The 22,969-nt window shown below is 50.0% G+C and carries 17 protein-coding genes, 2 pseudogenes and 1 riboswitch; of the genes and pseudogenes, 4 read left to right on the forward strand and 15 right to left on the reverse strand.

Annotation, left to right across the window (positions count from 1 at the left end):
* Positions 1-281 precede the first annotated feature (281 nt).
* From TES5_RS09540 to TES5_RS09555, 4 genes are all read right to left on the reverse strand, one after another.
* Positions 282-1,013 carry a GntR family transcriptional regulator gene (locus TES5_RS09540; protein ID WP_068561643.1) on the reverse strand — a complete coding sequence of 244 codons (732 nt, stop codon included), beginning with the start codon at positions 1,011-1,013 and terminating at the stop codon, positions 282-284.
* A gap of 105 nt (positions 1,014-1,118) precedes the next feature.
* Positions 1,119-2,534, reverse strand: coding sequence for a glycoside hydrolase family 1 protein (locus tag TES5_RS09545; protein WP_068561644.1), 1,416 nt, complete (start codon positions 2,532-2,534; stop codon positions 1,119-1,121).
* Between the two features lie 31 nt (positions 2,535-2,565).
* Positions 2,566-3,903 (reverse strand): PTS sugar transporter subunit IIC, encoded by a 1,338-nt coding sequence (locus tag TES5_RS09550; protein ID WP_068561645.1) that lies wholly within the window; start codon positions 3,901-3,903, stop codon positions 2,566-2,568.
* A 418-nt stretch (positions 3,904-4,321) separates the two neighbouring features.
* The gene (locus TES5_RS09555; protein ID WP_068561646.1) at positions 4,322-4,702 is read right to left on the reverse strand and encodes an SMU1112c/YaeR family gloxylase I-like metalloprotein; all 381 of its coding nucleotides are present in this window, start codon (positions 4,700-4,702) and stop codon (positions 4,322-4,324) included.
* Positions 4,703-4,892: 190 nt separating this feature from the next.
* Between TES5_RS09555 and TES5_RS09565 the strand changes: the two are divergent.
* Positions 4,893-6,308, forward strand: a pseudogene (locus TES5_RS09565) (RNA-guided endonuclease TnpB family protein).
* Positions 6,309-6,771: 463 nt separating this feature from the next.
* Complete coding sequence (locus TES5_RS09570) at positions 6,772-7,113, forward strand: heavy metal-binding domain-containing protein (RefSeq protein ID WP_068561649.1); 342 nt, start codon at positions 6,772-6,774, stop codon at positions 7,111-7,113.
* Positions 7,114-7,164: 51 nt separating this feature from the next.
* Here TES5_RS09570 and topB read toward each other — a convergent pair whose 3' ends face one another.
* From topB to TES5_RS09590, 4 genes are all read right to left on the reverse strand, one after another.
* Positions 7,165-9,339: a type IA DNA topoisomerase gene (gene topB / locus TES5_RS09575; RefSeq protein WP_068561650.1), complete on the reverse strand. Its 2,175-nt coding sequence runs from the start codon at positions 9,337-9,339 to the stop codon at positions 7,165-7,167.
* Positions 9,340-9,494: 155 nt separating this feature from the next.
* Positions 9,495-11,690 (reverse strand): DNA topoisomerase III, encoded by a 2,196-nt coding sequence (locus TES5_RS09580; protein ID WP_068561651.1) that lies wholly within the window; start codon positions 11,688-11,690, stop codon positions 9,495-9,497.
* Positions 11,691-11,810: 120 nt separating this feature from the next.
* Entirely contained in the window at positions 11,811-12,362 is a 552-nt protein-coding gene (locus tag TES5_RS09585) for an ECF transporter S component (protein ID WP_068561652.1), read from the reverse strand.
* Positions 12,341-12,763, reverse strand: coding sequence for a DUF4430 domain-containing protein (locus TES5_RS09590; RefSeq protein WP_068561653.1), 423 nt, complete (start codon positions 12,761-12,763; stop codon positions 12,341-12,343). The genes TES5_RS09585 and TES5_RS09590 overlap by 22 nt, the downstream gene beginning before the upstream one ends.
* 87 nt (positions 12,764-12,850) lie before the next feature.
* Positions 12,851-13,007, reverse strand: a riboswitch (adenosylcobalamin (AdoCbl) riboswitch).
* A gap of 899 nt (positions 13,008-13,906) precedes the next feature.
* On the opposite strand from TES5_RS09590, the pseudogene TES5_RS09595 reads away from it, so the two are divergent.
* Positions 13,907-15,430: pseudogene (locus tag TES5_RS09595) on the forward strand (heavy metal translocating P-type ATPase).
* A gap of 141 nt (positions 15,431-15,571) precedes the next feature.
* Positions 15,572-15,766: an SHOCT domain-containing protein gene (locus tag TES5_RS09600; RefSeq protein ID WP_232309347.1), complete on the forward strand. Its 195-nt coding sequence runs from the start codon at positions 15,572-15,574 to the stop codon at positions 15,764-15,766.
* Between the two features lie 65 nt (positions 15,767-15,831).
* On the opposite strand, the gene TES5_RS09605 is transcribed toward TES5_RS09600, so the two are convergent.
* The 7 genes from TES5_RS09605 to TES5_RS09635 all read right to left on the reverse strand — a co-directional run bounded on the left by TES5_RS09605 (position 15,832) and on the right by TES5_RS09635 (position 22,894).
* Positions 15,832-17,232, reverse strand: a complete 1,401-nt coding sequence (locus TES5_RS09605; protein ID WP_068561655.1) for a sensor histidine kinase — start codon at positions 17,230-17,232, stop codon at positions 15,832-15,834.
* Positions 17,229-17,912: a response regulator transcription factor gene (locus TES5_RS09610; RefSeq protein ID WP_068561656.1), complete on the reverse strand. Its 684-nt coding sequence runs from the start codon at positions 17,910-17,912 to the stop codon at positions 17,229-17,231. Before TES5_RS09610 ends, TES5_RS09605 begins: the two co-directional genes overlap by 4 nt.
* A gap of 31 nt (positions 17,913-17,943) precedes the next feature.
* On the reverse strand, positions 17,944-19,452 hold the full coding sequence (locus tag TES5_RS09615) for a multicopper oxidase family protein (RefSeq protein WP_232309349.1): 1,509 nt from the start codon (positions 19,450-19,452) through the stop codon (positions 17,944-17,946).
* A gap of 154 nt (positions 19,453-19,606) precedes the next feature.
* On the reverse strand, positions 19,607-20,737 hold the full coding sequence (locus TES5_RS09620) for a sodium ion-translocating decarboxylase subunit beta (RefSeq protein WP_068561658.1): 1,131 nt from the start codon (positions 20,735-20,737) through the stop codon (positions 19,607-19,609).
* Between the two features lie 16 nt (positions 20,738-20,753).
* Positions 20,754-21,101 carry a biotin/lipoyl-containing protein gene (locus TES5_RS09625; RefSeq protein WP_068561659.1) on the reverse strand — a complete coding sequence of 116 codons (348 nt, stop codon included), beginning with the start codon at positions 21,099-21,101 and terminating at the stop codon, positions 20,754-20,756.
* Between the two features lie 34 nt (positions 21,102-21,135).
* A complete protein-coding gene (locus tag TES5_RS09630) occupies positions 21,136-21,432 on the reverse strand; it encodes an OadG family transporter subunit (protein ID WP_068561660.1) in 297 nt (98 codons plus the stop codon).
* 19 nt (positions 21,433-21,451) lie between these two features.
* Positions 21,452-22,894, reverse strand: a complete 1,443-nt coding sequence (locus TES5_RS09635) for an oxaloacetate decarboxylase subunit alpha (RefSeq protein ID WP_255356055.1) — start codon at positions 22,892-22,894, stop codon at positions 21,452-21,454.
* Positions 22,895-22,969 lie beyond the last annotated feature (75 nt).

The following is a 22,969-nucleotide window of genomic DNA, read 5'->3' on the forward strand; positions in this document are numbered from 1 at the left end:
ATTGTAACGCAAAGCTTTTACGCGAAAAGCTGAACGGGTTCGTTCAGCCCTGAAAGAAATTTAGGAAATCTGGCCCTGAATGAGCATCGTAGAGCGCAATGGGTCAGATTTATCTAATTTCCGAAGGGCTAACCCGCGAAGCTGGACAACTTTTTTGGATGCACAGAATATTTTGAAATCCCTTGAGGCACCTACGGTGATGCACTTTTGGATTCTGAATACTTTATTCCTAGCAATTACGGACAACGAAAGTCGCCGCGCAACCTCGCTGTCCGTAAAAGCTATCCCAATAGTCCGTCCCGGCTGACGTTGATGAAGGACATCTCGACCATGTCATAGCGGTGATGCACGACAGAATATTCCAATGGCGTCCCTCTTTCAAGGAACATGACCTTGCTGACTTCAAGGACCGGATCCTCATTGGAACAATGCAGATATTGCTTGTCGTTATCGTCCGGTTTGACCGCGCGGACTGTCTGCCGGTTGTCGCCGAAAACAATCCCTAAATCCCCTTGGAGATAGTCATAGAGGGAGCGGTTCAGGATGTCCTTCGTAATGTTCGGTGCCAGCGCAATCGGGATGATCGTATGCTCCAAAGAATACGGTTTTTCATCCAGGATCCGCAAGCGTTTGATGTCATATACGGGTTCTTCCTTCGTGATGCTCAGTTGGTTGCACTCTTCCTCATCCGGGAAGCGGACGTTGAAGTCCAGCACTTCCGTATTCAGTTCCAATCGTTCGCCGGCCGCAGCGGTCAAGCCGACATTCTGACCGATTTGGATGCTCTGCTCTGCCAGATTGACCGCGTTTTTCTTCACATAGGTCCCTGAACCTTGGATTGTGTACACCAATCCAGCGACACTCAGCAGATCCAGCGCCTTCTTCACCGTCACGCGGCTGGTGCCGAACTCCTTCGCCAGGGACTCCTGATCGGGAATCTTTTCTTCGGAGTTATACATTCCGCTTTTAATCCGTTTTCTGATTTCATTCGCGACTTCTTTGTATTTTGCCATGTCCTTCACCACTTATCTACGTGATACGAAAATTTGTATTTACAAATCTCTCCTTGTTGATTATAACATAGACAACTGGCCATTATGCAACAGGAAAAACAACGGTTACTTATATGTGTGCTCGGCCACTTCGATTCGCTTGCTTTGGATAAGATCCCGGTACCAATAGCCCGACTGCTTCAGGGAACGCTTCAGGTCATCCTCCAGATCGATCCGCACGAGTCCGTAGCGGTTCTTAAAGGCATTCATCGGCGAGACACAATCGGTGAAGGCCCAGAGCATGTAACCCTTGCAGTTCGCTCCGTTTTTGACTGCATCCAACAAGGAATTCAAATGTTCAGTGATATAAGCGATGCGGTAATCGTCCTGAATGGTGCCCTTGCTGTCCGCAAAGCGCTCCTCCTGCTCGATGCCCATCCCGCTTTCCGCGATGAACCACGGGATATTTCCGTATTCAGATTTCAGGCGCATGGCCATATCATACATGATTTGCGGGTAGATTTCCCAACCGCGCGAAGTGTTCATCCTTCTGCCCGGCAAGGAAAACTCTTCATAATAATATTCCGGATGGAAAGGCGTCTCCTTGTTCCACTCGTAACGCGGGGACCGGACCCGTTTCGGGAAATACAGATTGATTCCGAGATAGTCCACCGTATTTTCTTTGATGATGAGCAGTTCCTCTTCGGAATATTCAAACGGGATCTCGTGCTTTGTGAGCACATCAAACAACTCGTCGGGATACTCCCCCTTCACCAACGGATCCAAAAAAATGCGGTTATACAACAGGTCATACATCCGGGCGGCTTTTTGGTCAGCCGGTGATGAGGAACGCGCGTAGGTCACCTCCGGATTGAGGATGGCTCCGATCTGGCCGTTGTAGCCTTTTTCATGGAAAATTTGGACTGCCCGTGCCGTAGCGATCACCTTGTTGAAATTCCATTGCATCCATTTCGACGTATCCTGTTCATGCGGATAACGGATGGCATCGAGGTAGATGCGCGTCTGGATGACAACCGGTTCGTTGAAAGTGAACCAATTTTTGACGCGGTCGGCATAGCGTTCGAACGCTATTTCGGCATATTTCGCGTAGAGTTCGACGACATGCTTCGAGCTCCAGCCATCGTACTTCTCCATCAGATAGGCAGGGACTTCGTAATGCTCCAGGCACAGCATTGGCTCTACTCCAGCATCAAGCAGCGCATCCACAACATCGCTGATGTGCTGGGCATAATCTTCATCGACTACTGAATTTTCGTAATCCGTAAAGAAACGCGCCCAGTTGATCGACGTACGGTAATGGGTCAGACCGATTTCTTTCATCAAGGCCACATCTTCGTTGTAGCGGTCATAGAACGAGGTAGCTCCAGCCGGTCCATAGCCTTCATGCCATACGAAAGGCTCCTCTTTGTACCACATGTCCAGGTAGGAATCCTGCCCCTCTTTTTTGCCCTTCCAGCCCTCCGTCTGCCATGCAGAAGAAGATGCACCCAAGATGAATCCTTCTGGTATATTTTTTAACATTCCTCATTCCCCTTTCTGTTCAAATCTTTCATTATTCGATGGCTGACGCCACTTCTGATTTACTTTCAGTTTCTGGTCCCACTGCAAGCGCACGATTGCTGGCCTTCACGAACGGCAGATAGATCAACACCGAAACAGCGATACAAATCAGTTGCGTAGCGACCGCACCCAGGCTACCCGCTGTCGCAAGATAGCCGCTGATTAATGGTGGCGTTGTCCAAGGAACCATCACGACCGCCTTGCCGGCAAATCCGATTGCCGTCGCGAAGTAACCGATTGTACCTGTAACCAGAGGCGTCAAGATGAATGGGATCGCCATGATCGGATTCAGCATGATCGGCATCCCGAAAATAAGTGGTTCATTGATATTGAAGAGGCCAGGGCCTACAGACAGTTTGCCGATCTCCTTGAAGTCGGCTCGTTTCGAAACCAAGAAGACGGCGATCAAGAGACCGATCGTAACGCCGGATCCACCCATGCTCATGTACATATCCCAGAATGGCATGTTGATGATGTTCGGAGCTTCCTTGCCGGCTTCAAAAGCGGCTGTATTTTCGGCGATCGCAGCCAATAAAATCGGCTCGCGAATCGGTTTGATCATTTGGTTACCGTGAATCCCGATCACCCAAAAAATCTGCGAGACGAACATCAGCAACAGGATACCCGGCAAACCTTGAACGACTTTCGCAAGCGGCGCTTGGATGGTCGTATAGATGATGTCATACAAAGTCAATCCCGTGATCATGAAAATCAGATGGGCACCTGCCGCAATCAGTGAAACCGTCAAAATAGTCGGAATCAAAGCAGAGAAACCGCGGGAAACATTCGTAGGTACCGTATCAGGCATGGTGATTTTCAGTTTATCCTGTTTGCTCAACCAGGTGTAAAGTTCAACGGATAAGATGGCGATGAACATACCCAGGAATAAGCCGCGTGACCCTGTATAATTGCTGGAAAGGACATTTGTCACCGGAACCGGCGTCTCTTCAAAGAGAACTTCGATTGCTGTCGGGATGGTCGCAATATAACTGATGACCGCCAAAAGACCAGCGAAATGATCGGATACTTTGTTCAGTTTAGCGACTTCAATCCCGATCAAAAAGACTGCACCGATCGTCATCAGATTCATGGTGGCATAGTTGATCGCCTGTGTAATCGGTTTCATTTGTTCCAAGAACCGTAAAGCCTCAAATTGGGCCAACCCATTCGTCGAATCGAACACCATGTTCGAAAACAAAGTAGCAAAAGCACCTGTGATGATGACCGGCAACAGCATTGAAAAGGCATTTTTGATTGCGATGATATACTTCAAATCATTGATCCTATAAGCGATCATATTCAAACGTTCAATCCACTTCGCATTTTCCATTCTTTTTCCTCCTAAACTTTTTGCTCTGCTTGTTCTGATTGATGATTGAGTTGCCTCCTCCAACTCTCTTTTCCACATTGTAACCCCTTTCCTCTCAATTGTAAATACCTATTTAAAATTTGTGTTTACAAATTATCGATTTGAACAAAAGAAGGCGCCGCCTCGAATGGAGGCTTCTGTTCTTTACTCCGGTGAACGCAGGCTTCGCCGGAGTTCGGACCGTCATTTCCCATGCGTTCTCCGATGAGGACGGCCTCGCCGGTGTTGAAATCTGATTACTGCCACTGTGTTCCGGCGAAGGGACCCTCACCGGAGCTGGATGAAATATACGTGGAATCCCCAACCAGAAATATTGGTAAGAACGGCCGAAAAAACGGGGAATGCCTCAAAATGAGACACTCCCCGTTTCAGCTAAGCTTTATTCATGCAGCTCCAACGGCAAGCCGTCCGGATCCTTGAAAAAAGTGAATTTCTTGTTCGTGTAGTCGTCCAGACGAATCGGCTCGGTCTCCACGCCCTTGCGGTTCAATTCCGCCACGGTGGCCTCGACATCCTCCACATAGAAGCAAAGATGGCGCAGTCCGACTGATTCCGGACCGCTTGGGCGTTCAGGCGGATTCGGAAAAGAGAACAGCTCGATTTCGCTCTCCCCCAGCCTGAGATCGAGTTTGTATGAATCCCTGTCCGCCCGGTAGTTTTCGCGGATGATCGGCAATTCCAACACCTCAGTGTAGAATGCTTTGGAAGCCTCATAGTCGGAAGCGATGATTGCGACATGGTGAATTTTTTCAAATTTCATGATTTTTATAGTTTTCGGAAACCCACGACTTCAGTCGTGGGAGGAGAAACCGATTGGCCCAGCGGACCAAAAGATCTCCTTGATTTCCGAGCTCCTTCCTCTTTTATTTTAAGCGAACTTACGTTCTCTTTTTAATATGCTTTCAATTGCGATTGTAGTATAATAGGGTTATTGAAGGGTGGTAAATTCCGTGGAACTAAGTCTAACGATCAAAGTTAAATTGAAGCTCTCGAACCCCAAAGATGCATTGGCGTTTCAAGAAGTCTGCGAACAGTATAGGCAGGCATGCAATTACGTATCTGATTATGTTTTTCACCACGATTTAGAATTAAATTCGATTAAATTAAACGAAGTTTTGTACCATGATGTTCGCCAGCGGTTCCATTTGAAATCCCAATTGACCCAATCAACCTTTCGGACTGTTACGGCCCGATACAAAACCGTCCAAACACAACTCCGTCGCAGTCCCAACAAATATGACAGCGGTAAAAATGATGGAGACGGAAAGGCAGTACACATGCAACCTGCATTCCCGAATTGTGTAACGAGAATGGCTGTAAACCTTGATATCAGTGGATTTTCCTCCTTGTTATAAATGTTGATTATAACGAGGTGGAATCAATCTAAAAAATCTCTTAAAGCCTTGATGTTACTAAGTTTCTACAAAATCCTCGTTATAAATTTCCGGGAATGCAGGATGCAAGTTCAAAAGGACTTGAATTGGCTATGGCACCCCATCCTGTTTTCTCAACCACAAGCAGATTTAGTGCGCAATCGCGATTGGAGCATTGTCGATAATGGCAAAACGTTCTCAATCAATACGCTGAAGGGGCGCGTGAAGTGCGGTTTTTTCCTCAACGGCTTTGAAGAGTATTTTGATGGTACCTGGGCGTTTGGTTTGGCAAAATTGGTCAAGTCAGGCAAGCATTGGTTCTTGCATATTTCGGTAAAAAAAGAAATCGCCGAAATGGAATTGACAGACGTCAAACACGTTGTCGGAATCGACAGAGGGTTGCGTCAATTAGTGACAACCTATGACGAAAAAGATAAAACCACTTTCTTCAACGGAAACGCAGTCTTGAAAAAGCGCAGACACTACAAAGAACTGCGCCGTAGTTTGCAAGCACGCAACACCAGGAACTCCAAACGTCGTATCCGGAAAATGGAAAGCCGAGAGAACCGCTGGATGGCAGATGTGAACCACTGCCTGTCTAAGACACTCGTTTTCCTATATGGTTCCGATACGGTATTTGTGTTGGAAGATTTGATTGGCGTGCGTTTCGCTACGGAACAAGTTGCGAAATCACAACGCTATGAGCACGTGTCGTGGGCGTTTTTTCAATTAGGGCAAATGCTCACTTACAAAGCCAACAAAGTTGGCTCCATGGTGGTTGAAGTAAGCGCCGCGTATACAAGTCAGCGTTGTCCTAAGTGTGGCACAATCAAAAAATCCAATCGGGATACCCACAACCACGAATATCATTGTCCATGCGGGTATCGCTCAAACGATGACCGTGTTGCAGCAATGAATATTCAACAACTAGGAACACAATACGTAAGCGGCGTAGAGAATCCCAAATTTGAGAAACAAAAAGCAAATTCCTAGTGCATAAATGTGCTGGGTTGCCGGCAAAGTCAGCTGTCGGGCTGCTCCATTCCGGTTGAATAAGAATGGAGCAGTGAGTAACGCCAACATTTTGAGAGACCAACCGATCTCAAACTACTCAGGAGTCCGCAGGACGTTTGAACTGCGTAGCGTTAGGCGTAAACCTAAAAGTCTTAGCGAAGCTAATGCACTCGTCACGAAATGGCGAGAGGCAAGCCGTGACTTCAGTCATTGGTAGTTGACAGTAACCGTCCCTTCTGTTTCGAGTCTTCTCTGATTTTACCATTAAGCAACAATCTGTACAATTTTACCCACAACATTTTTCTGCCCAGCGGCCACCAAGATGGCAGGTTTCTGTATCTTTTCAAGCCGAATTTTTGATATAATGAAGGCATCACCAGAAAGTTATAATCGATTTGTTGAACTGATTGTTTCACCGTCAGGAGAAAGGATGGTAAGTCACATGATTATTACAACAACCGCTCATATCGAGAGCAAAAAAATTACTGCCTATAAAGGCATCGTTTTCGGAGAAGTCATCACAGGCATCAACGTGTTCAAAGATTTCGGAGCCGGCATCCGCAACATCGTTGGCGGACGTTCAAAGAGTTACGAGGATGAATTGACTGTTGCACGCGAAAATGCCTTGGCAGAAATGGAAGATCGTGCAGTCGCAAAAGGCGCGAACGCCATCGTCGGCATGAAAATGGATTACGAAGTACTGGGAGCCGATAATGGCATGCTGATGGTCACCTGCAGTGGTACAGCTGTGAAATTGATGGATGAATCAGAATATTTAGGCTAAAAAAATCAGAAAAGGTATCCGGGAAGCAATTTTCCGGATACCTTTTTCTGTTCATTGTGTTTTTTTGCGTACCGGTTTTTTCTTACTCGGAGCGAACGGTTTGAAGGAAACGGCGTAATTGCCGGCTTCGTCTTTCCCCAAGAGCAATGCCGTCGAAAAACTCTTGCCGTCTTTTTTCTTGAAACCGGAAAGGCGCTTCGTTTCTTTTCGGGCCAAAAGCTCTTTGGCTTCCTCCGGGGACAGATAGCGGCGGGCGATATAGCGGGAAATCCGGAATGAACACGCCTCGCCGTAGTCCTGGCATTGTAGGTAACTGCCCTTGATGATCGCTTCTTTCCCGCAGACCGGACAAACGCCTACGACCGCACCGTCGCCTGCAGCATCGATGCGCTCCGCGATCCCTTCGGACTGCAGCATCTCGTTCTTCGTACCGAGGATTTCCATGACGAAGTGTTTGATGTTCTCCAGGAAATAAGCCTGGTCGCCCTCGCCTTTATGGATTTTTGCCAAATACTTTTCCCATTCTGCCGTGAAGGCGACATCGCTCATCTTGTTGCCGGCCACGGCCTCACAAAGCAGAGTCCCCTTTTCGGTGATTGCCAGCTGATTCTTCGAAGCCGTTATGTAGCCCCTGTCCTTCAAATTTTCGATGACCCCAGCGCGGGTAGCTTCGGTTCCGATACCGTGTGTTTCCTTCAGGATCGCCTTGTCTTCGGCATCATCCACTTCTTTGCCGGCGTTCTTCATGGCTGCGATCAGCGTGCCTTCTGTGTAAGGCTTAGGAGGGGTAGTCTTCTTCTCCTTCGTGGCCAAAATGGCTGTTCCGGTTTCCCCTACCGTAACCATCGGCAAGATTTTGTCCTCCGGTTCGCCTTTTTTCCTTGTGTTGCCTTCCAGCTTCTTCCATCCGAGATTCTTGATGATCTTACCGGATGCCACAAAGTCCAGTCCGCCGATATCCGTAATGATGGTCGGTTCATCGTAGATGAAATCCTCTTCGAACATCGCCAAGGTCCGGCGCAGGACGAGATCATAAATTTTCTGCTGGTTCACATTCAATTTCGCGATCCGGGCCTGATCCGGCACTTTTTTCGTCGGGATGATGGCATAATGTTCCTGTACTTTGGCATCATCGACGTATTTTTTGCGCGGAGTCAAGTTCGGCTTGTCGATGGTATGACCTAGGATGCCCAGATAGCCGGAGAGGTTATCCTTCAAATAGACAAACTCATTTTTGGTGATGACCGTCGCGTCCGTCCGCGGATAGGAAAGCAGTTTTGCTTCATACAAAGACTGCACGGTTGCCAATGTGTCTTTCGCACCCATCTTGAATTTGGCATTGGCTGCCCGCTGCAGATCGCTGAGCGAATACAGACGCGGTGCCAACTCGCGTTTGTTCTCGTTGGCTTCATAGCGTTTGATGACGGCTGGCATCTCAGCCGCCAAGCCGTGCGTCGCGATGAAGGTTTTCATTTCTTGTTTTGATTCAAATTCATGCTGATACTTCGCTTCGAATGTCCCGTTCGTGACCGTGATGCGGGCCAAACACTCATAATGCGTCTCTTCCTGGAAGGCAGCGATTTCCTTCATGCGCTTATAGATCATGAAGAGCGTCGGCGTCTGCACTCGGCCTACCGAAAAGGCCCCTTCTTTGATCCCGGCCTTCTGGAGCGCAATGGTATACAGCCGACTCAGGTTCATCCCCACCAGCCAATCGGCGATTTCCCGGCTTTGGGCCTCGATGTAGGACGGATAGGTATCTTTTCCGTCCAGCAATTCGCTGAACCCGCGACGGATTTCATTGGATTCCAGGCTGTTGATCCAGAGACGTTTCATTTCCTTCTTTTCGGCACCAGCATGGCGGATGATCGAGCGGGCGATATTTTCCCCTTCACGGTCCGAGTCGGTGGCGATGATGATGCGGTCGGCTTCCTTGAGCTGCTGTTTGATGTTCGCCATCTGCTTGCCTTTACCGTATTGGATCTTGTATTTGTAGTTTTCCGGGAAAATCGGCAAGTGGTCCAGGCTCCATTTTTTCCATTTCGGATCATATTCTTCCGGCTGCAGCAGCCCCAAAAGATGTCCCGAGGCATGCACGATGACCGTTTCGCCATCGAACAGACTGTCCTGGATGACGTAGTTCCCGGCAACCGTCGCCTTCTTTTGAAAAGAGCTCGCGTAGGCAGCCGCCTGCGATGATTTCTCGGCTAAAATGACTGTTTTCATTCTGAAATTCCCTCCCTGACAGGATTGCCGTCTGAGACTTTTAAGGCAATCGATACCTTACGATTATAACATACGCACATTCCCGAAATCCGATCGAAAAAGGACTGCAACAGGCACAAAAAGCGCCGTTGCAGTCCTTATCGACCTAATTATGCTTATTCGCCCAAATTGAGTTTCTTAAGCGCCTCGAACAGGGCATTATTTACTGGCTCTTCAACTTGATTTTGTTTCTTCAGATATTTTTGGACGTCTTGCTTCGCGGCTTTTCCGCCGGTGCCTTTTTTGCGTCGCTCGTTGAAGGCCGATAGCTTTTCACGGTAGCCGCACTTGCAGGTAAAAATTTGGCCGTCACCTTCGCCGTGCAGTTCCATTTTCTTCATGCACTGCGGACAACGGGCATTGGTGACCCGCGCCACATTCTTGCGGTATCCACATTCGCGGTCTTGGCACACAAGCATCTTGCCTTTTTTGCCGTTCACTTCCAGCATCGGTTTGCCGCATTCCGGGCAGGTCTTGGCGGAGATGTTCTCGTGCTTGAACTTGCCTTCGCTCATCTTGATTTCCGAAACGATCTCTTTCGTGTAGGCCTTCATTTCGTTGATGAATACGTCCTTCTTCAGCTTGCCGGCAGCGATCTGCTCGAGCTTTCGCTCCCACTCGCCAGTCAGAGCCGGAGATTTCAGTTCTTCCGGAACCAACTCCAGCAGTTGCTTGCCTTTGGAAGTGATATGGATTTCCTGTCCGCGTCTTTCGATAAGGAAGGCATTGAACAACTTCTCGATGATGTCGGCGCGCGTAGCCACGGTTCCCAATCCGCCCGTTTCCTTCAGCGTCTGAGCCAAAGCTTTGTCAGTCGTTTCCATATATTTCGCCGGATTTTCCATCGCCGTCAACAGCGTCGCTTCATTGAAGTAGGCAGGCGGTTTCGTCTGTCCGGATGTCTCGCTTACGTAACGGACAACCAGCACATCACCTGCCTCGATTTTCGGCAACAGTTGCTCCTGGAGACCGTCTTCCGACTCCTCATCCTCCGTGCGATTGCTGTAGACTTCTTTCCAACCGGCAGCGATGACCGTTTTGCCACGGGCCACGAAGCGCTCGCCGCCGATATCCGCGCGCAGAGTCAGCTGCTCATATTCGTAAGCCGGGAAAAGCACAGCCAAGAAGCGTTTCACAACCAGGTCATAGATTTTGAGTTCCTGAGCCGAGAGCTTCCCGATTTGCACGACCTGCTCCGTCGGAATGATGGCATGGTGATCGGAAACTTTGCTGTCATCGACGAACGATTTGTTTGCCTTGATCGGTTTCGCCAATACCTTGTTCACGAGCAGACGGTATTCCTTGATGGCGCATGCCTTTAGTCTGTCCGGCAGCGTGGCTACGATGTCGTTCGACAGGTAGCGGGAATCCGTACGCGGATAAGTCAACAATTTATGCTGCTCATAGAGTTTCTGCATGATATTCAGCGTCTCTTTGGCTGAATAACCGAAAAGCTTGTTGGCGTCGCGTTGCAGTTCAGTCAGGTCGTACAAGCCTGGTGCATAGGCTTTTTTCGGTTTGCGGTCGACCGCCACAACCGTAGCCTGTTGCTTATCCAACTTTTTGACGATGGCTGTAACTTTATCGCGATCGAAACTCTTCGTGTCGTTCGTTTTTTCGTCCTGCCAGATCAGCTTCAGCTTCGTATCGGTCTGAGCCTCGATGCCGTAGTAGGTCTTTGGCTGGAATTTTTTGATTTCCTCTTCGCGTCTGGCGATGATGGCGACGACAGGTGTCTGGACGCGGCCGCAGTTCAACTGGGCGTTGAATTTCGTCGTCAGCGCGCGGGTCGCATTCAAGCCGATGTACCAATCCGCTTCCGAACGGGCCACAGCCGACTGGTACAGGTTTTCATAGTCCTTGCCCGGCTTCAGGTTCTGGAAGCCGTCTTTGATGGCCTTGTCCGTCACGGACGAGATCCACAGGCGTTTGACGGGTTTATTGACTTTCGCTTTTTCGATGATCCAACGGGCTACCAGTTCGCCCTCGCGGCCGGCATCCGTCGCGATGATGATGTCGGAAACGTCATTCCGCACCAGCTGGGCCTTGACGGCATTGAACTGCTTGCCGGACTGCTTGATGACAGTCAGCTTCAGATCCTGCGGAAGCATCGGCAGATCAGCCAGATTCCAATTTTTGTATTTCACATCATAGGCTTCCGGATCGGCCAGCGTCACAAGATGCCCCAAGGCCCAAGTGACGATATAGTCTTTCCCTTCCAGGTACCCTTGACCCTGTTTCTCGCACTGCAGCACGCGGGCGATATCGCGCGCCACCGATGGTTTTTCAGCTAATACTAGACTCTTTCCCATAGTTTATATTTGCTCCCTTATCTCTCGATTATCGTGTCCTACTATATCACAAATGGCGCCAAAACAGAAAAAACTATAGCGGATACCCATGCTGGGAGTCCATTACAGTCTTCTTAATTTCTATGTTTTTTTCTTTTGCGCCAGCAGTAAGGGCGCCAAAATCGGCTCCAGTATCAGATAGAAACTGGCATTCCCCAGGCCGTGCATGAGATCGAAAGGAATCCCGGCGATGTAATAAGCCCAAAAACTGTTGATACCCATCAACTTCACCGAAATGACGGAGATGACGAATCCGTAAAGCAGTCCCCCGAAAAAGGCGAACAGCGCAAAAACAATTCTGAGGCCCCTCTTTTGGCTCGTGCTGTAGAACGGCTTCATGACCAATCCAGTTACCACGATCAGAACGCCGAAACTGGCGATCTGCGCAATCGTCCACGGCCCCATCCCCAGCAGAAAGTTGGTCAAAACAATCGACAGGATGGCCACAATGAAGCCGTCCGTCATGCCCAGCGTCAGCGTCAGGATGATCAGCACAGACGTCACCGGTTGGACATTCGGGATGAACTGGAACATCATCCTCCCAACATAGCACAAAGCCGTCAAAATCGACAGCAACGCCAGTCGTCTCACACCGAAGTTCACAGTCTTCTTTACATTTCTGTCAGGTTCCACACGATTACGTCTCCTTCTTGGAGCGCCACATCAGCTGCTCCGACCATCGAAGGCTCACCGTTCACATCAAACAACCAATATTTCGCTTTCGTATCGGCAGTCTGTTCGACTTGTGTTTGTCCATCGATGGCTGTGATGAATCCGTCCGCTTCTTCGATTGTGTAGTTTTCTTTCATGACAGCCAACAAATTGGCGCCTGCTTCAACCTCAATCGTTTTTTCAGAACCCGCGATGACAGTACCGCCATCCGTCAAAGAAATCGATACGCTGACTGTTTCTGCAACTTCGGAGCTGATTGCAACCGATGAAGATTCCGCGACTGAAGCCGAATCTACCGTGTCCGCAGGAGCGCACCCGAATAATACCAAACTCAATGATAAGGCCAACAATAATTTTTTCATTTTCCCACTCCTAATCTGTATTCGACAGGGGTTGCATCGCCAACGGCCGGAATCATGCAAAAAAATCCTATACGCCATCGCATAGACTAGTAACGGGACCGTTTTACCTCGAAACGGTTCGCTTGCAAAAAATAGCAGCTTGGAATGAAGACCTGACTTAGACGTTCCGGGACGTCATCACAGTGGCGGGACCGCGTTGGATTTTCACCAAACTTCCAAATTCCAAGTGTCTTTGAATGGTTTTCCTATCCCTTTCATTTTACCCAAAGCAGAAAAAAATACAAGACCAGTTGCGCTTTTCGGTGCGCCCTGGTCCTGCAATTGATAAGAAGTCTGTCAAGTCAATCTTTGGTTCCCGGTTACGCCTGCAAGCTTCCGCCGTTGGTTGCGATGACTAAATCGGTGCAGACCCAAGCGGGGAGGCGAAACCGTTACCACTACAGCGCTGAATTCTGCTATGATAAGCATGAGAAGCTGCAGTCATTTTTATAAACCTTATTGTTTGGACGTTTTGAAGCAAGGAGGAATACTCAGATGGATGAACACAAACATACGCAGCACGCGCACACAGACCACACTCTGGAAGCCCCAAAGACCAGCGATCCGCACGCCGGGCACGACCATTCCGGTCATCATATGCCCCCACCCGAACCGAAACAGACTGCTTCCAATGGTCACGAACAACATGAAAAGCACATGGCACACGGTTCGACTGGGCATGCCGACCACCACGAGCAGATGGTGGCCGATTACCGGAAACGTTTTTGGATCGTCTTGCTGCTGACCATTCCCGTCACCGTGCTATCCCCCATGATCATGATGCTCTTCGGTTACCATTTCGAATTTCCGGGAGCAAATTTTGTCGTCTTTGGGTTATCCACCGTCATTTTCTTCTACGGCGGCAAACCGTTTCTGGAGGGCGCTTGGGAGGAATGGAAGAACCGGTCGCTCGGTATGATGATGCTGATTTCCTTGGCGATCGTTTCGGCCTATATCTACAGCAGCTTCACGGCCTTCTTCATAGAAGGATCGGACTTTTATTTCGAACTGGCAACCTTGATCCTGATTATGTTGCTGGGTCACTGGATCGAGATGAAATCCCAGATGGGGGCATCCAAAGCGCTGGAAGAACTCATCAAACTGATGCCTAAAGTTGCCCATCGTTTGGATGCGGCCGGCAATATTGAAGAAGTGTCGATCGAAGCCCTTGTTCCGGGTGAGCGCATTCTCGTCAAGCCCGGTGAAAAGATCCCTTTGGACGGAAAAATCTACTAAGGCCTCTCAACGGTTGATGAATCGATGCTGACGGGCGAATCTGTGCCTGTCGAAAAAAATCCGGGCATGCAGGCCATCGGCGGCTCCATCAACGGGTCAGGCGTCCTCAAACTGACCGTGGAAAAAGTCGGGAATGAAACCTACTTGGCCCAAGTGATCAATATGGTCCAGGCGGCCCAGCAACAAAAATCCAAGTCGCAGGGATTGGCCGACAAAGCGGCCGGTTGGCTGTTCTATATCGCCGTCACAGCCGGACTCCTGACTTTCCTTTATTGGATTTTTGCAGTGAACTTGGCCTTCGCTTTGGAGCGGATGGTGACGGTACTCGTCATCGCTTGTCCCCATGCACTCGGACTGGCTGTCCCTTTGGTGAATGCGGTGTCCACTTCAATCGCAGCTCGAAATGGCTTGCTGATCCGCAACCGGACGCAATTCGAAGAGGCGCGCAAAGTGGATCGGATCGTCTTCGACAAGACCGGGACCCTGACGGAAGGCAACTTCGGCGTAACCGACATCCTTCCCGCTGCCGGGGTCTCCGAGAAGGAATTACTGACGCTGGCCTATTCTGCCGAAAGCCAATCTGAACACCCGATCGCAAAAGGAATCGTCCGCAAAGGAGAAGCAGAAGGCGTCACCCTTTTGCCGGCAACCGATTATCAAAACCTTACCGGCCAAGGTCTGCAGGTCACTGTGGACGGCATGCAGGTCGCTGTCGTCAGCCCCGGCACCATGGACGAGCGCGGCATTGCATACGACAAGGAGACATTCGCCAGTTTGGCCCAGCAAGGAAAAACCGTTGTCTTCGTCCTGAAGGAAGGGAGCCTGCAGGGGATGATCGCCAACGCTGATATCATCCGTTCGTCATCGCAAGAAGTCGTGGCTGCCTTGAAAGAGCAAGGCATCGAAGCTATCATGCTGACTGGCGACAATAGCCGCGCAGCGCAATACGTGGGCGATCAGTTAGGACTGGATCAAGTATTTGCGGAGGTGCTGCCTGCCGAGAAATCGAAACACATCGCCGCACTGAAATCCGGAAACAAAAAAGTCGCGATGGTCGGGGATGGCGTCAATGATGCGCCCGCTCTGGCGGAAGCTGATCTTGGTATTGCCATCGGCGCCGGAACGGATGTCGCCATCGAAACAGCCGACGTCATTCTGGTGGACAGCAATCCGAAAGACGTATTGACCATCATCACCCTTTCGAAAGCCACTTACCGCAAGATGGTCGAAAATCTGATTTGGGCTGTCGGCTATAACGTGATTGCCATCCCGCTGGCTGCAGGCGTTTTGGCCAACCAAGGCCTCGTCATAACACCGGCCATTGGGGCAGCCGTCATGTCGATCAGCACCATCATCTGCGCGGTCAATGCCCGTCTGCTGAAGATAGACTGAGCTTGCACTTCAAATACTCACTGCAACAGCCAGAAAAACTACATCCAATCTACACAATATGACTGTATACTGCATATATAGAGAAAAAAAGGGGGCCTTTGCATGTTTGGCAGATGCTTACAATATTTTGGAGGTTTTGGCATGGGCGGCATGATGTTTATGTGGATTTTCTGGATTGCTTTGATCATACTCGTCATTTACTTGGCAACCAGGCTTTTGAACGATAGATCAGGCAAAGTTTCAACAGACGAATCCGCTTTGGACATCCTGAAAAAAGAACTGGCTAAAGGGAACATTACCGAGGAAGAGTTCGATCGCAAGAAGAAACTTCTGTGATCCTGAAAGAAACACAAAAGGCCTGGATACCAATCGCAAATGATTGGTATCCGGGTCTTTTTCGTTCATGTTCTGATGTGTTCCAATGGAAGTGTAACCGTGAACGCGGCTCCCTTGCCGATTTCGCTGACAACCCGCACGGTCCCGTTGTGCTTCTTGATGATGCTTTTGACGATGGCCAAACCGAGTCCTTGCCCACCGGATTTGCTGTTGCGCGACGGCTCGGTCATATAGAAACGCTCGTAAATCTTTTCCTGGTCTTCCCGGTCGATGCCGATGCCGTCATCTGACACTTTCAGTACCGCCCGGTTACCCTCCAGATGAGTTTCGATGCGGATATTCCCTTGCTTCGGCGTGAACTTGATGGCATTGGCCAAAAGATTCGTCAGCACTTGGCTGATTTTGTCCTGATCCGCCGTTATCATCAGCGGCTCCCCAGCAACCGCCAAAATGATATTCTTTTTGGCGGCTGCAGCCGTAAAGTTCGTTGCGACTTTCTTGCTCAAAGCCTGCAGGTCAAAACGGCTGAATTCCAATTTCTCGTGATTGCTCTCCATTTCGTTGATTTTATCGATATTTCCGATCAGGCGGGAAATCCGGTTCACTTCATCATAACAAATCTTCAAACGCTCGTTGCTCGGCTCCCAGATGCCGTCAAGCATTGCTTCCAGATTGCCCTTCAATGTCGTAAGCGGGGTCCGGATTTCGTGCGCGATATCGGAAGAAAGGCGGTTCCGGATTTCCTGTTGGCTGTCCAATTGGCGGGAAAGGCTGTCCACCGAACGGATCAGCGCATCTATCTCGACGATGTTCGTTTCCTTCGGCGCCGGCTCCGTGTAGTTGCCTTTGGCGATTTCCCCGGTGAAGCGGCTCACCGCAAAGACCGGCACACTCAATTTTCTGGCTATCCAAACAGCGAAAAACAGCGATAAGGCGAAGGCCAGCAGCGCCACAATCATCAGGTTATTGCGGATATCGCTCACGAATGCGACATCGTGTTCCGTATAGAAATACGTCCCCATCGTCCCGATTTCCAGACTGCCGATTGTGCGGGAGCCCTCATTAAGCTCAACAGTGGTCACCGTATATTCGCTTTCTGTTCCGCCCATCATCTCGCTCATCTGCGACATATGGCTGGACATCATCTGGCGGTTGTCCTGTTCCTCCATCGCAGTGGGGGTCCAGATCAGCGCTCCTTGGTTATCATAAACTTTCAGGATGATGTCGGCCTGCAATGCCTGCCTGCCGATGACCGCTATGGCATCCTCGTCCCAACTGCCTTCTTGTGCATAGACCGCCTCGATTTCATCTGTAAAACCGGTTATTTCTTCCGTGCGCCGTTCGCTGACATATTCCGAGAAGTGGCTGTCCAATAAACGTACGCTGAACCATCCGAATAGCCCGATGATGACGATCGAAAAGAGCAGGAAGGAAAAAATCAGCTGCCAACTGATCGTCCGCCTCATCGCTTCCCACCAAACCGGTAGCCGCTTCCCCGGACAGTCAATATATAAGTGGGCTGCTTCGGTTCCGGCTCTATCTTTTGCCGGATGTTCTTGATATGCGTATCGATGACTCTGTCCAATCCTTCGAAGTCCAGCCCTTTTACGCTCTCCAGCAATTCTTCCCTCGTGAAGAGCCGGCTCGGGTTCTTGGCCAACAAAGTCAACAGTTCATATTCGGTAGCCGTCAATGCGACTTCCTGCTGCCGCGCGAAAACCTGCTTCGTTTTTGGGAGAATGACCAATTCGCCGCCATCGAAATTCCATTTCTCCTCGGCATCAGCCGGTGCAACGCGCCTCAGAACTGTCTCGACCCGCGCCACCAGTTCCTTGGGACTGAATGGTTTGACCATGTAATCATCCGCGCCTATCCGCAAGCCGCTCAGGATATCCTTTTCGGATGACCTTGCCGTCAGCATGATGATGGGCACATTGGATTCTTCGCGGATTTTGGTGCAGACATCTCCGCCTGTCATATCGGGCAGCATCAGATCCAACACGATCAGATCCGGATGGAAGGCATGAAATTTCTCCAACGCCTCCGCACCGGACTCGGCACGGTATACCTGATATTTTTTGGCGGCCAGATAGGCCTCCACGATATCCAAAATATTTGGTTCATCATCGACGATCAAAACTTTCATCGGCATCCACCTCCATCATATTTCCCAGATTTTATTGTACACTGACCTGACCCATCATGCCATTATCCTCATGCTCCAAAATGTGGCAATGATACATGAAGACTCCTTTCTCAGAAAAAGTCACCGCCAGCCGGACCGTTTCGCCGGGATAAACGGCGATAGTGTCCTTCCATCCTTGCTCGTTCTGCGGCGGTTCCACTCCATCACGCGAGAGCACCTGGAATTGGACGCCATGGATATGGAAAGGATGAACCATGCTGCCCATCATATCCTGCGCATTGCGGACTTCCCAGATAACTGTTTCATTCAGGCTCTGTTCGACGTCGATCCGATCCATGTCGAACTGATTGCCGCTGATGTTGACCATGAAGGACATGCCGCTTAGCGTGAACTGTTGGACAGCCGCTCCCTCTGTCGTCAATTTAGGAATTTCATTCAAAGTTTCCGGAAGCGTGGTCTGTACTTCCGTCTCCTCCGTGACATTCAGGGAAAGGACGGTTACGTCCCCGTCCATCAGTTTCGCGGTGTCCCCTTCAGCGTATTCGCTCAGGTCCACGATGATTTCCGCCCGTTCTCCGGGTGTCAATGTCACAGACGTCAACGCAACCGGCTGCTCCAGGAAACCGCCGTCGCTGGCGATCTGATGGAACTCCGCGCCATTTTCCAATCCGAATGTGTAATTGCGGGCATTCGAACCATTCACCAACCGCAAGCGGATTTGTTCATTTTTTACCTCAACGTAGGGATTGATGGTCCCGTTGATCAGCAAGGTATCGCCATAGGTACCGTCGGGATTGTAAGTCCCTGCGTAATCGAATTGATTGTCCGCATCGAAGGTCCGGTCCTGGATAATCAGAGGGAAGTCATTCACCCCATAGTCCTTCGGCAAATCCAATTGATCAGAATTGTCGTCCTCGACAAAAATCAATCCGGCCAGACCGGCATAGACCTGTTCAGCCGTCGTTCCTAAGGCATGCGGGTGGAACCACAACGTCGCCGCCTCCTGATTGACCGTGAAATCCACCTGCATCGTTTCATTCGGTCCGACCGGATGATGCGGCCCACCATCCATATCAGAAGGCAGCTTTACGCCATGCCAATGGAAAGAGGTTGCTTCGGCTAACTGGTTCTCGGTCTTGATATGCACCTCTTGGCCTTCACGCACGACCAAAACCGGTCCAAGATAAGAACCATTATAACCGAGCGTCTGCGTCGTTTTTCCTTCCAAGAAGGCAGTCTCCCCCGCTTGCGCTGTGACCGTATAGGTGATTTCGCTAGCGGATTCGGAATCCGGTTCCAATAGTTCCGGCAACTGCAGTGCAGTCATTGGCTGCCCACTTTCATCCAGTACGACAGACTGCTCTCCTCCCATCATATGCCCCATCCCGCTAAAATTCCCTGTGCTGCTCGAATCCGTATCAATAGTTGTTACCCGATTATCCCCGCTATTGAAAAACGTCGAGAAAAGATTGGCTGATACAAACAGCAACAACGCCAGCGAAGCAACCAAAGCGACAATCAACGAGGTTCTCCTGCTCATTTTAATCCGTCCTTCCTTTCTGACTCTTTTGTTGCCTTCATTATACATCCTTCATGTGTAGAACAGAAGGATTTAGCAATCATGTAGCCTCGAAACAATAAAAAAATCCCCTTCTGACATGAAACATCAGAAGGAGATGATTAATAATCCACACTCAACCGAAGAAAGCCAACAGGACACCGGCCGCGACAGCCGATCCGATGACGCCCGCCACATTCGGTCCCATCGCATGCATCAGCAAATAGTTGGAAGGGTTGTATTTGATGCCTTCCTTCTGCACGACCCGCGCAGCCATCGGTACGGCCGAAACACCGGCTGCCCCGATCAACGGATTCACTTTACCGTTCGTCAATTTGTACATCAGTTTACCCATCAGGACGCCGGCAGCGGTCCCAATCGAGAAAGCAAAAAGGCCAAGAACGATGATTTTTATGGTTGTCAGCGACAAGAACAACTCGCCGTTCGCCTTGGCTCCGACTGTTACGCCCAAAAGTATGGTGACGATGTACATCATGGCATTCTGCAGCGTTTCCGTCAGTTTCGGAACCTGACCGCTTTCCCGGATCAGATTACCCAGCATCAGCATCCCCACAAGCGCTGTGGCTGATGGGACGACCAAGCTGACGAAAATGGTGGTGACGATTGGGAACAAAATGCGTTCGTTTTTGGACACGGCGCGCATCTGCTTCATGACCGTTTGCCGCTCTTTTTCGGTCGTCAACAGGCGCATGATCGGCGGCTGGATTAGGGGAACCAACGCCATATACGAATAGGCCGCCAGCGCGATGACTGACAAGAGATGGTTGGCCAATTTTGTCGTCAAATAGATGGCAGTCGGTCCGTCTGCCCCACCGATGATGCCGACCGAAGCTGCTTCCTGGGGTGTCATTCCCAAGGCCAAGGCCCCGAAGAATGCCGCAAAGATACCGAACTGTGCTGCGCCGCCCAACAACAACGTCTTCGGATTGGCGATGAGCGGACCGAAATCTGTCGCTGCCCCCAGACAGAGGAAGATCAACGGCGGATAGATGCCCAGATTAGTACCTTGGTAGAGGTAATAGATCAGCCCTCCCGGTTCGCTTTCGGTAGGCGGCGTCATCAATCCGGCTAACGGAAGATTCACCAACAGGATGCCGAACGCAATCGGAATCAACAAATAGGGCTCATAGCCCTTTTTGATGGCCAAATAAAGGAAAATGCAGGCAATGATGATCATAATGATTTCTTTATACGTAAGGTGAGCCAATCCGGACATCCGGATCAGATCAGTCAGAGCTTGAATCATAGGAATCCCTCCTCTTCTAGAGAATCAACAATGGTTGGTCGGATTCGACACTGTCATTTGCTTTCACCAAAATACTTCTGATGACGCCATCCTCATCTGCAACGATCTCATTTTCCATCTTCATGGCTTCGAGGACGATGAGGTTTTCGCCTTTTTTGACCCGTTGTCCCTCTTTGACGAGGATGCGCAATACGGTTCCGGCCATCGGCGCCAACATTGCTTTCCCTTCCGTTTGGGGGGCGGCATCAGCAGCGCTTTTGCCGCTGCCGGCCTTAGGTTGCTCTGTCATGACTGCATCATCCGGCAACTCCCTTACTTTGACATGATACACTTGTCCGTCGATTTCGATTTCATACTTTTTCATAAAAAATCCTCCCTTTATAATCAGCAGATGGCATTTATTTGATACGCGTTACATCAACAATCTCGAACTTCTTGGCCGGATGGGCTTCATAAGCCGCGACCAATGCCGTGATTGCCGCTGCTTTAGCTCGTTGCTCATCCACACCCGGATCCAGCAGGACGGGCTGACTAGCTTCTTCGCGATCAATCGGTGCTGTAGTTGCCGGTGCTGGTTCACCTACCAGCTTATGCACCAGTTCGACCAAGAACCAAAGACTTGCCAAAACAGCAAACACGACGATCATCGCAACAATCGTGACAATCAGACCATCTCCTAAATTGAATGTTTCCATTTCCCTTCACCTCTTCCTCTTAGCTGCGATAGCGGGCTTGGATCCGAACCACTGTTTCCGTCGTCTCGCCTGGAGATGGCGCTTTTGTTTCTGCTTGTTCTTCTGGAATGGTCGGATAGTAGACTTCCTGCAGATACGCCTTTCCGACCTGAGGGAACAAAGCATAAGTCAATACGTCCTCGTCCGTACGCGCCAAGTCACCCAACTCCGCCTTCAATCTTTCGAACTCCGGCTCCAGATGGTCTGCCGGGCGATCCGTGATGACGGCATCATCCCCGATAATGCTGCGTCTGAACGCGTCGCTCACCGGGACCGGTGTCTTTCCGTATTTTCCGTGCAAGTAATCCTTCACTTCATTTGGGACCATTTTGTAACGTTCTCCCGTCAGAACATTGAAAACAGCCTGCGTCCCGACCATTTGGCTCATTGGGGTGACCAACGGCGGAAAGCCCAAGTCCGCTCTGACGCGGGGCACTTCCCGCAGCACAGCCTCGTACTTATCGCTGGCATTTGCCTGTTTGAGTTGCGAATTCAAGTTCGACAGCATTCCGCCCGGTACTTGATAGATGAGCGCTTTGGGATCGACCGACAGCATTTTCGGATCGAGCACGCCCGAGGCGATGTACTTATCGCGGATCGGTTTGAAATAATCGGCAATTTCTTCCAATTTGGCGATGTCCAATCCCGTGCTGTACCCCAATTCCTCCAGCACAAGCGTCATCGATTCGGTCGGCGGTTGACTCGTTCCTTCCGCAAACGGTGAAATGGCGCAATCGAGGATATCCGCACCGGCTTCAATGGCAGCCATATAGGTCATCTGCGAAACGCCGCTGGTTGCATGCGTGTGGATGTTCAACGGTACACCAATCACAGCTTTGATGGCGGGAATAAGCTCTTTGGCCACTTTCGGCGTCAATATGCCAGCCATATCCTTAATGCAGATCGAGTCCGCACCCATCACGGTCAGCTCCTTGGCCAAATCGGTGTAAAATGGGATAGTGTGGACGTCGCTGATGGTGTAACAGATCGTCAGTTGAGCATGGGCGCCGTATTTTTTGACGGCTTCAAGTGATGCCTTCAAGTTTCTCGTGTCATTCAAGGCATCAAAAATCCGAAAAATATCGATGCCATTCTCGACAGCTTTGCCTACAAAACGATCCACGATATCATCTGCATAATGGCGGTAGCCAATCAAGTTCTGTCCCCTAAGCAGCATCTGCAGCTTTGCATGCGGAGCACGCTTGCGGATTTGCCGCAGTCTTTCCCACGGATCTTCATGCAGAAAACGGATAGCCGCATCATAAGTGGCCCCGCCCCAGCACTCGAGCGCGTAATACCCGGCTTCATCCATTTTCTCAACAATCGGGAGCATGTCGTCCGTAGACATACGTGTCGCCATCAAGCTTTGATGCGCATCACGCAGAACGGTCTCAGTAAAAAGCACTTTTTTTTCTTTTTCCAATCCGAACACATCCATTCTTTTCTTTAGCGCTAAAATTGTAAGCGTTTTCTGTAGTTTTAGCTTACACTAAATTGA

Origin of the sequence: Trichococcus sp. ES5 (assembly GCF_900067165.1) — a bacterium.
GTDB lineage: Bacteria > Bacillota > Bacilli > Lactobacillales > Aerococcaceae > Trichococcus > Trichococcus flocculiformis.

Excerpts from the sequence above, each read along its gene's own strand:
- TES5_RS09540 (WP_068561643.1), bottom strand. The coding sequence starts at position 1,013 with ATGGCAAAATACAAAGAAGTCGCGAATGAAATCAGAAAACGGATTAAA.
- TES5_RS09545 (WP_068561644.1), bottom strand. The coding sequence starts at position 2,534 with ATGTTAAAAAATATACCAGAAGGATTCATCTTGGGTGCATCTTCTTCT.
- TES5_RS09550 (WP_068561645.1), bottom strand. The coding sequence starts at position 3,903 with ATGGAAAATGCGAAGTGGATTGAACGTTTGAATATGATCGCTTATAGG.
- TES5_RS09555 (WP_068561646.1), bottom strand. The coding sequence starts at position 4,702 with ATGAAATTTGAAAAAATTCACCATGTCGCAATCATCGCTTCCGACTAT.
- TES5_RS09570 (WP_068561649.1), top strand. The coding sequence starts at position 6,772 with ATGATTATTACAACAACCGCTCATATCGAGAGCAAAAAAATTACTGCC.
- topB (WP_068561650.1), bottom strand. The coding sequence starts at position 9,339 with ATGAAAACAGTCATTTTAGCCGAGAAATCATCGCAGGCGGCTGCCTAC.
- TES5_RS09580 (WP_068561651.1), bottom strand. The coding sequence starts at position 11,690 with ATGGGAAAGAGTCTAGTATTAGCTGAAAAACCATCGGTGGCGCGCGAT.
- TES5_RS09590 (WP_068561653.1), bottom strand. The coding sequence starts at position 12,763 with ATGAAAAAATTATTGTTGGCCTTATCATTGAGTTTGGTATTATTCGGG.
- TES5_RS09600 (WP_232309347.1), top strand. The coding sequence starts at position 15,572 with ATGGGCGGCATGATGTTTATGTGGATTTTCTGGATTGCTTTGATCATA.
- TES5_RS09605 (WP_068561655.1), bottom strand. The coding sequence starts at position 17,232 with ATGAGGCGGACGATCAGTTGGCAGCTGATTTTTTCCTTCCTGCTCTTT.
- TES5_RS09610 (WP_068561656.1), bottom strand. The coding sequence starts at position 17,912 with ATGAAAGTTTTGATCGTCGATGATGAACCAAATATTTTGGATATCGTG.
- TES5_RS09615 (WP_232309349.1), bottom strand. The coding sequence starts at position 19,452 with ATGAGCAGGAGAACCTCGTTGATTGTCGCTTTGGTTGCTTCGCTGGCG.
- TES5_RS09620 (WP_068561658.1), bottom strand. The coding sequence starts at position 20,737 with ATGATTCAAGCTCTGACTGATCTGATCCGGATGTCCGGATTGGCTCAC.
- TES5_RS09625 (WP_068561659.1), bottom strand. The coding sequence starts at position 21,101 with ATGAAAAAGTATGAAATCGAAATCGACGGACAAGTGTATCATGTCAAA.
- TES5_RS09630 (WP_068561660.1), bottom strand. The coding sequence starts at position 21,432 with ATGGAAACATTCAATTTAGGAGATGGTCTGATTGTCACGATTGTTGCG.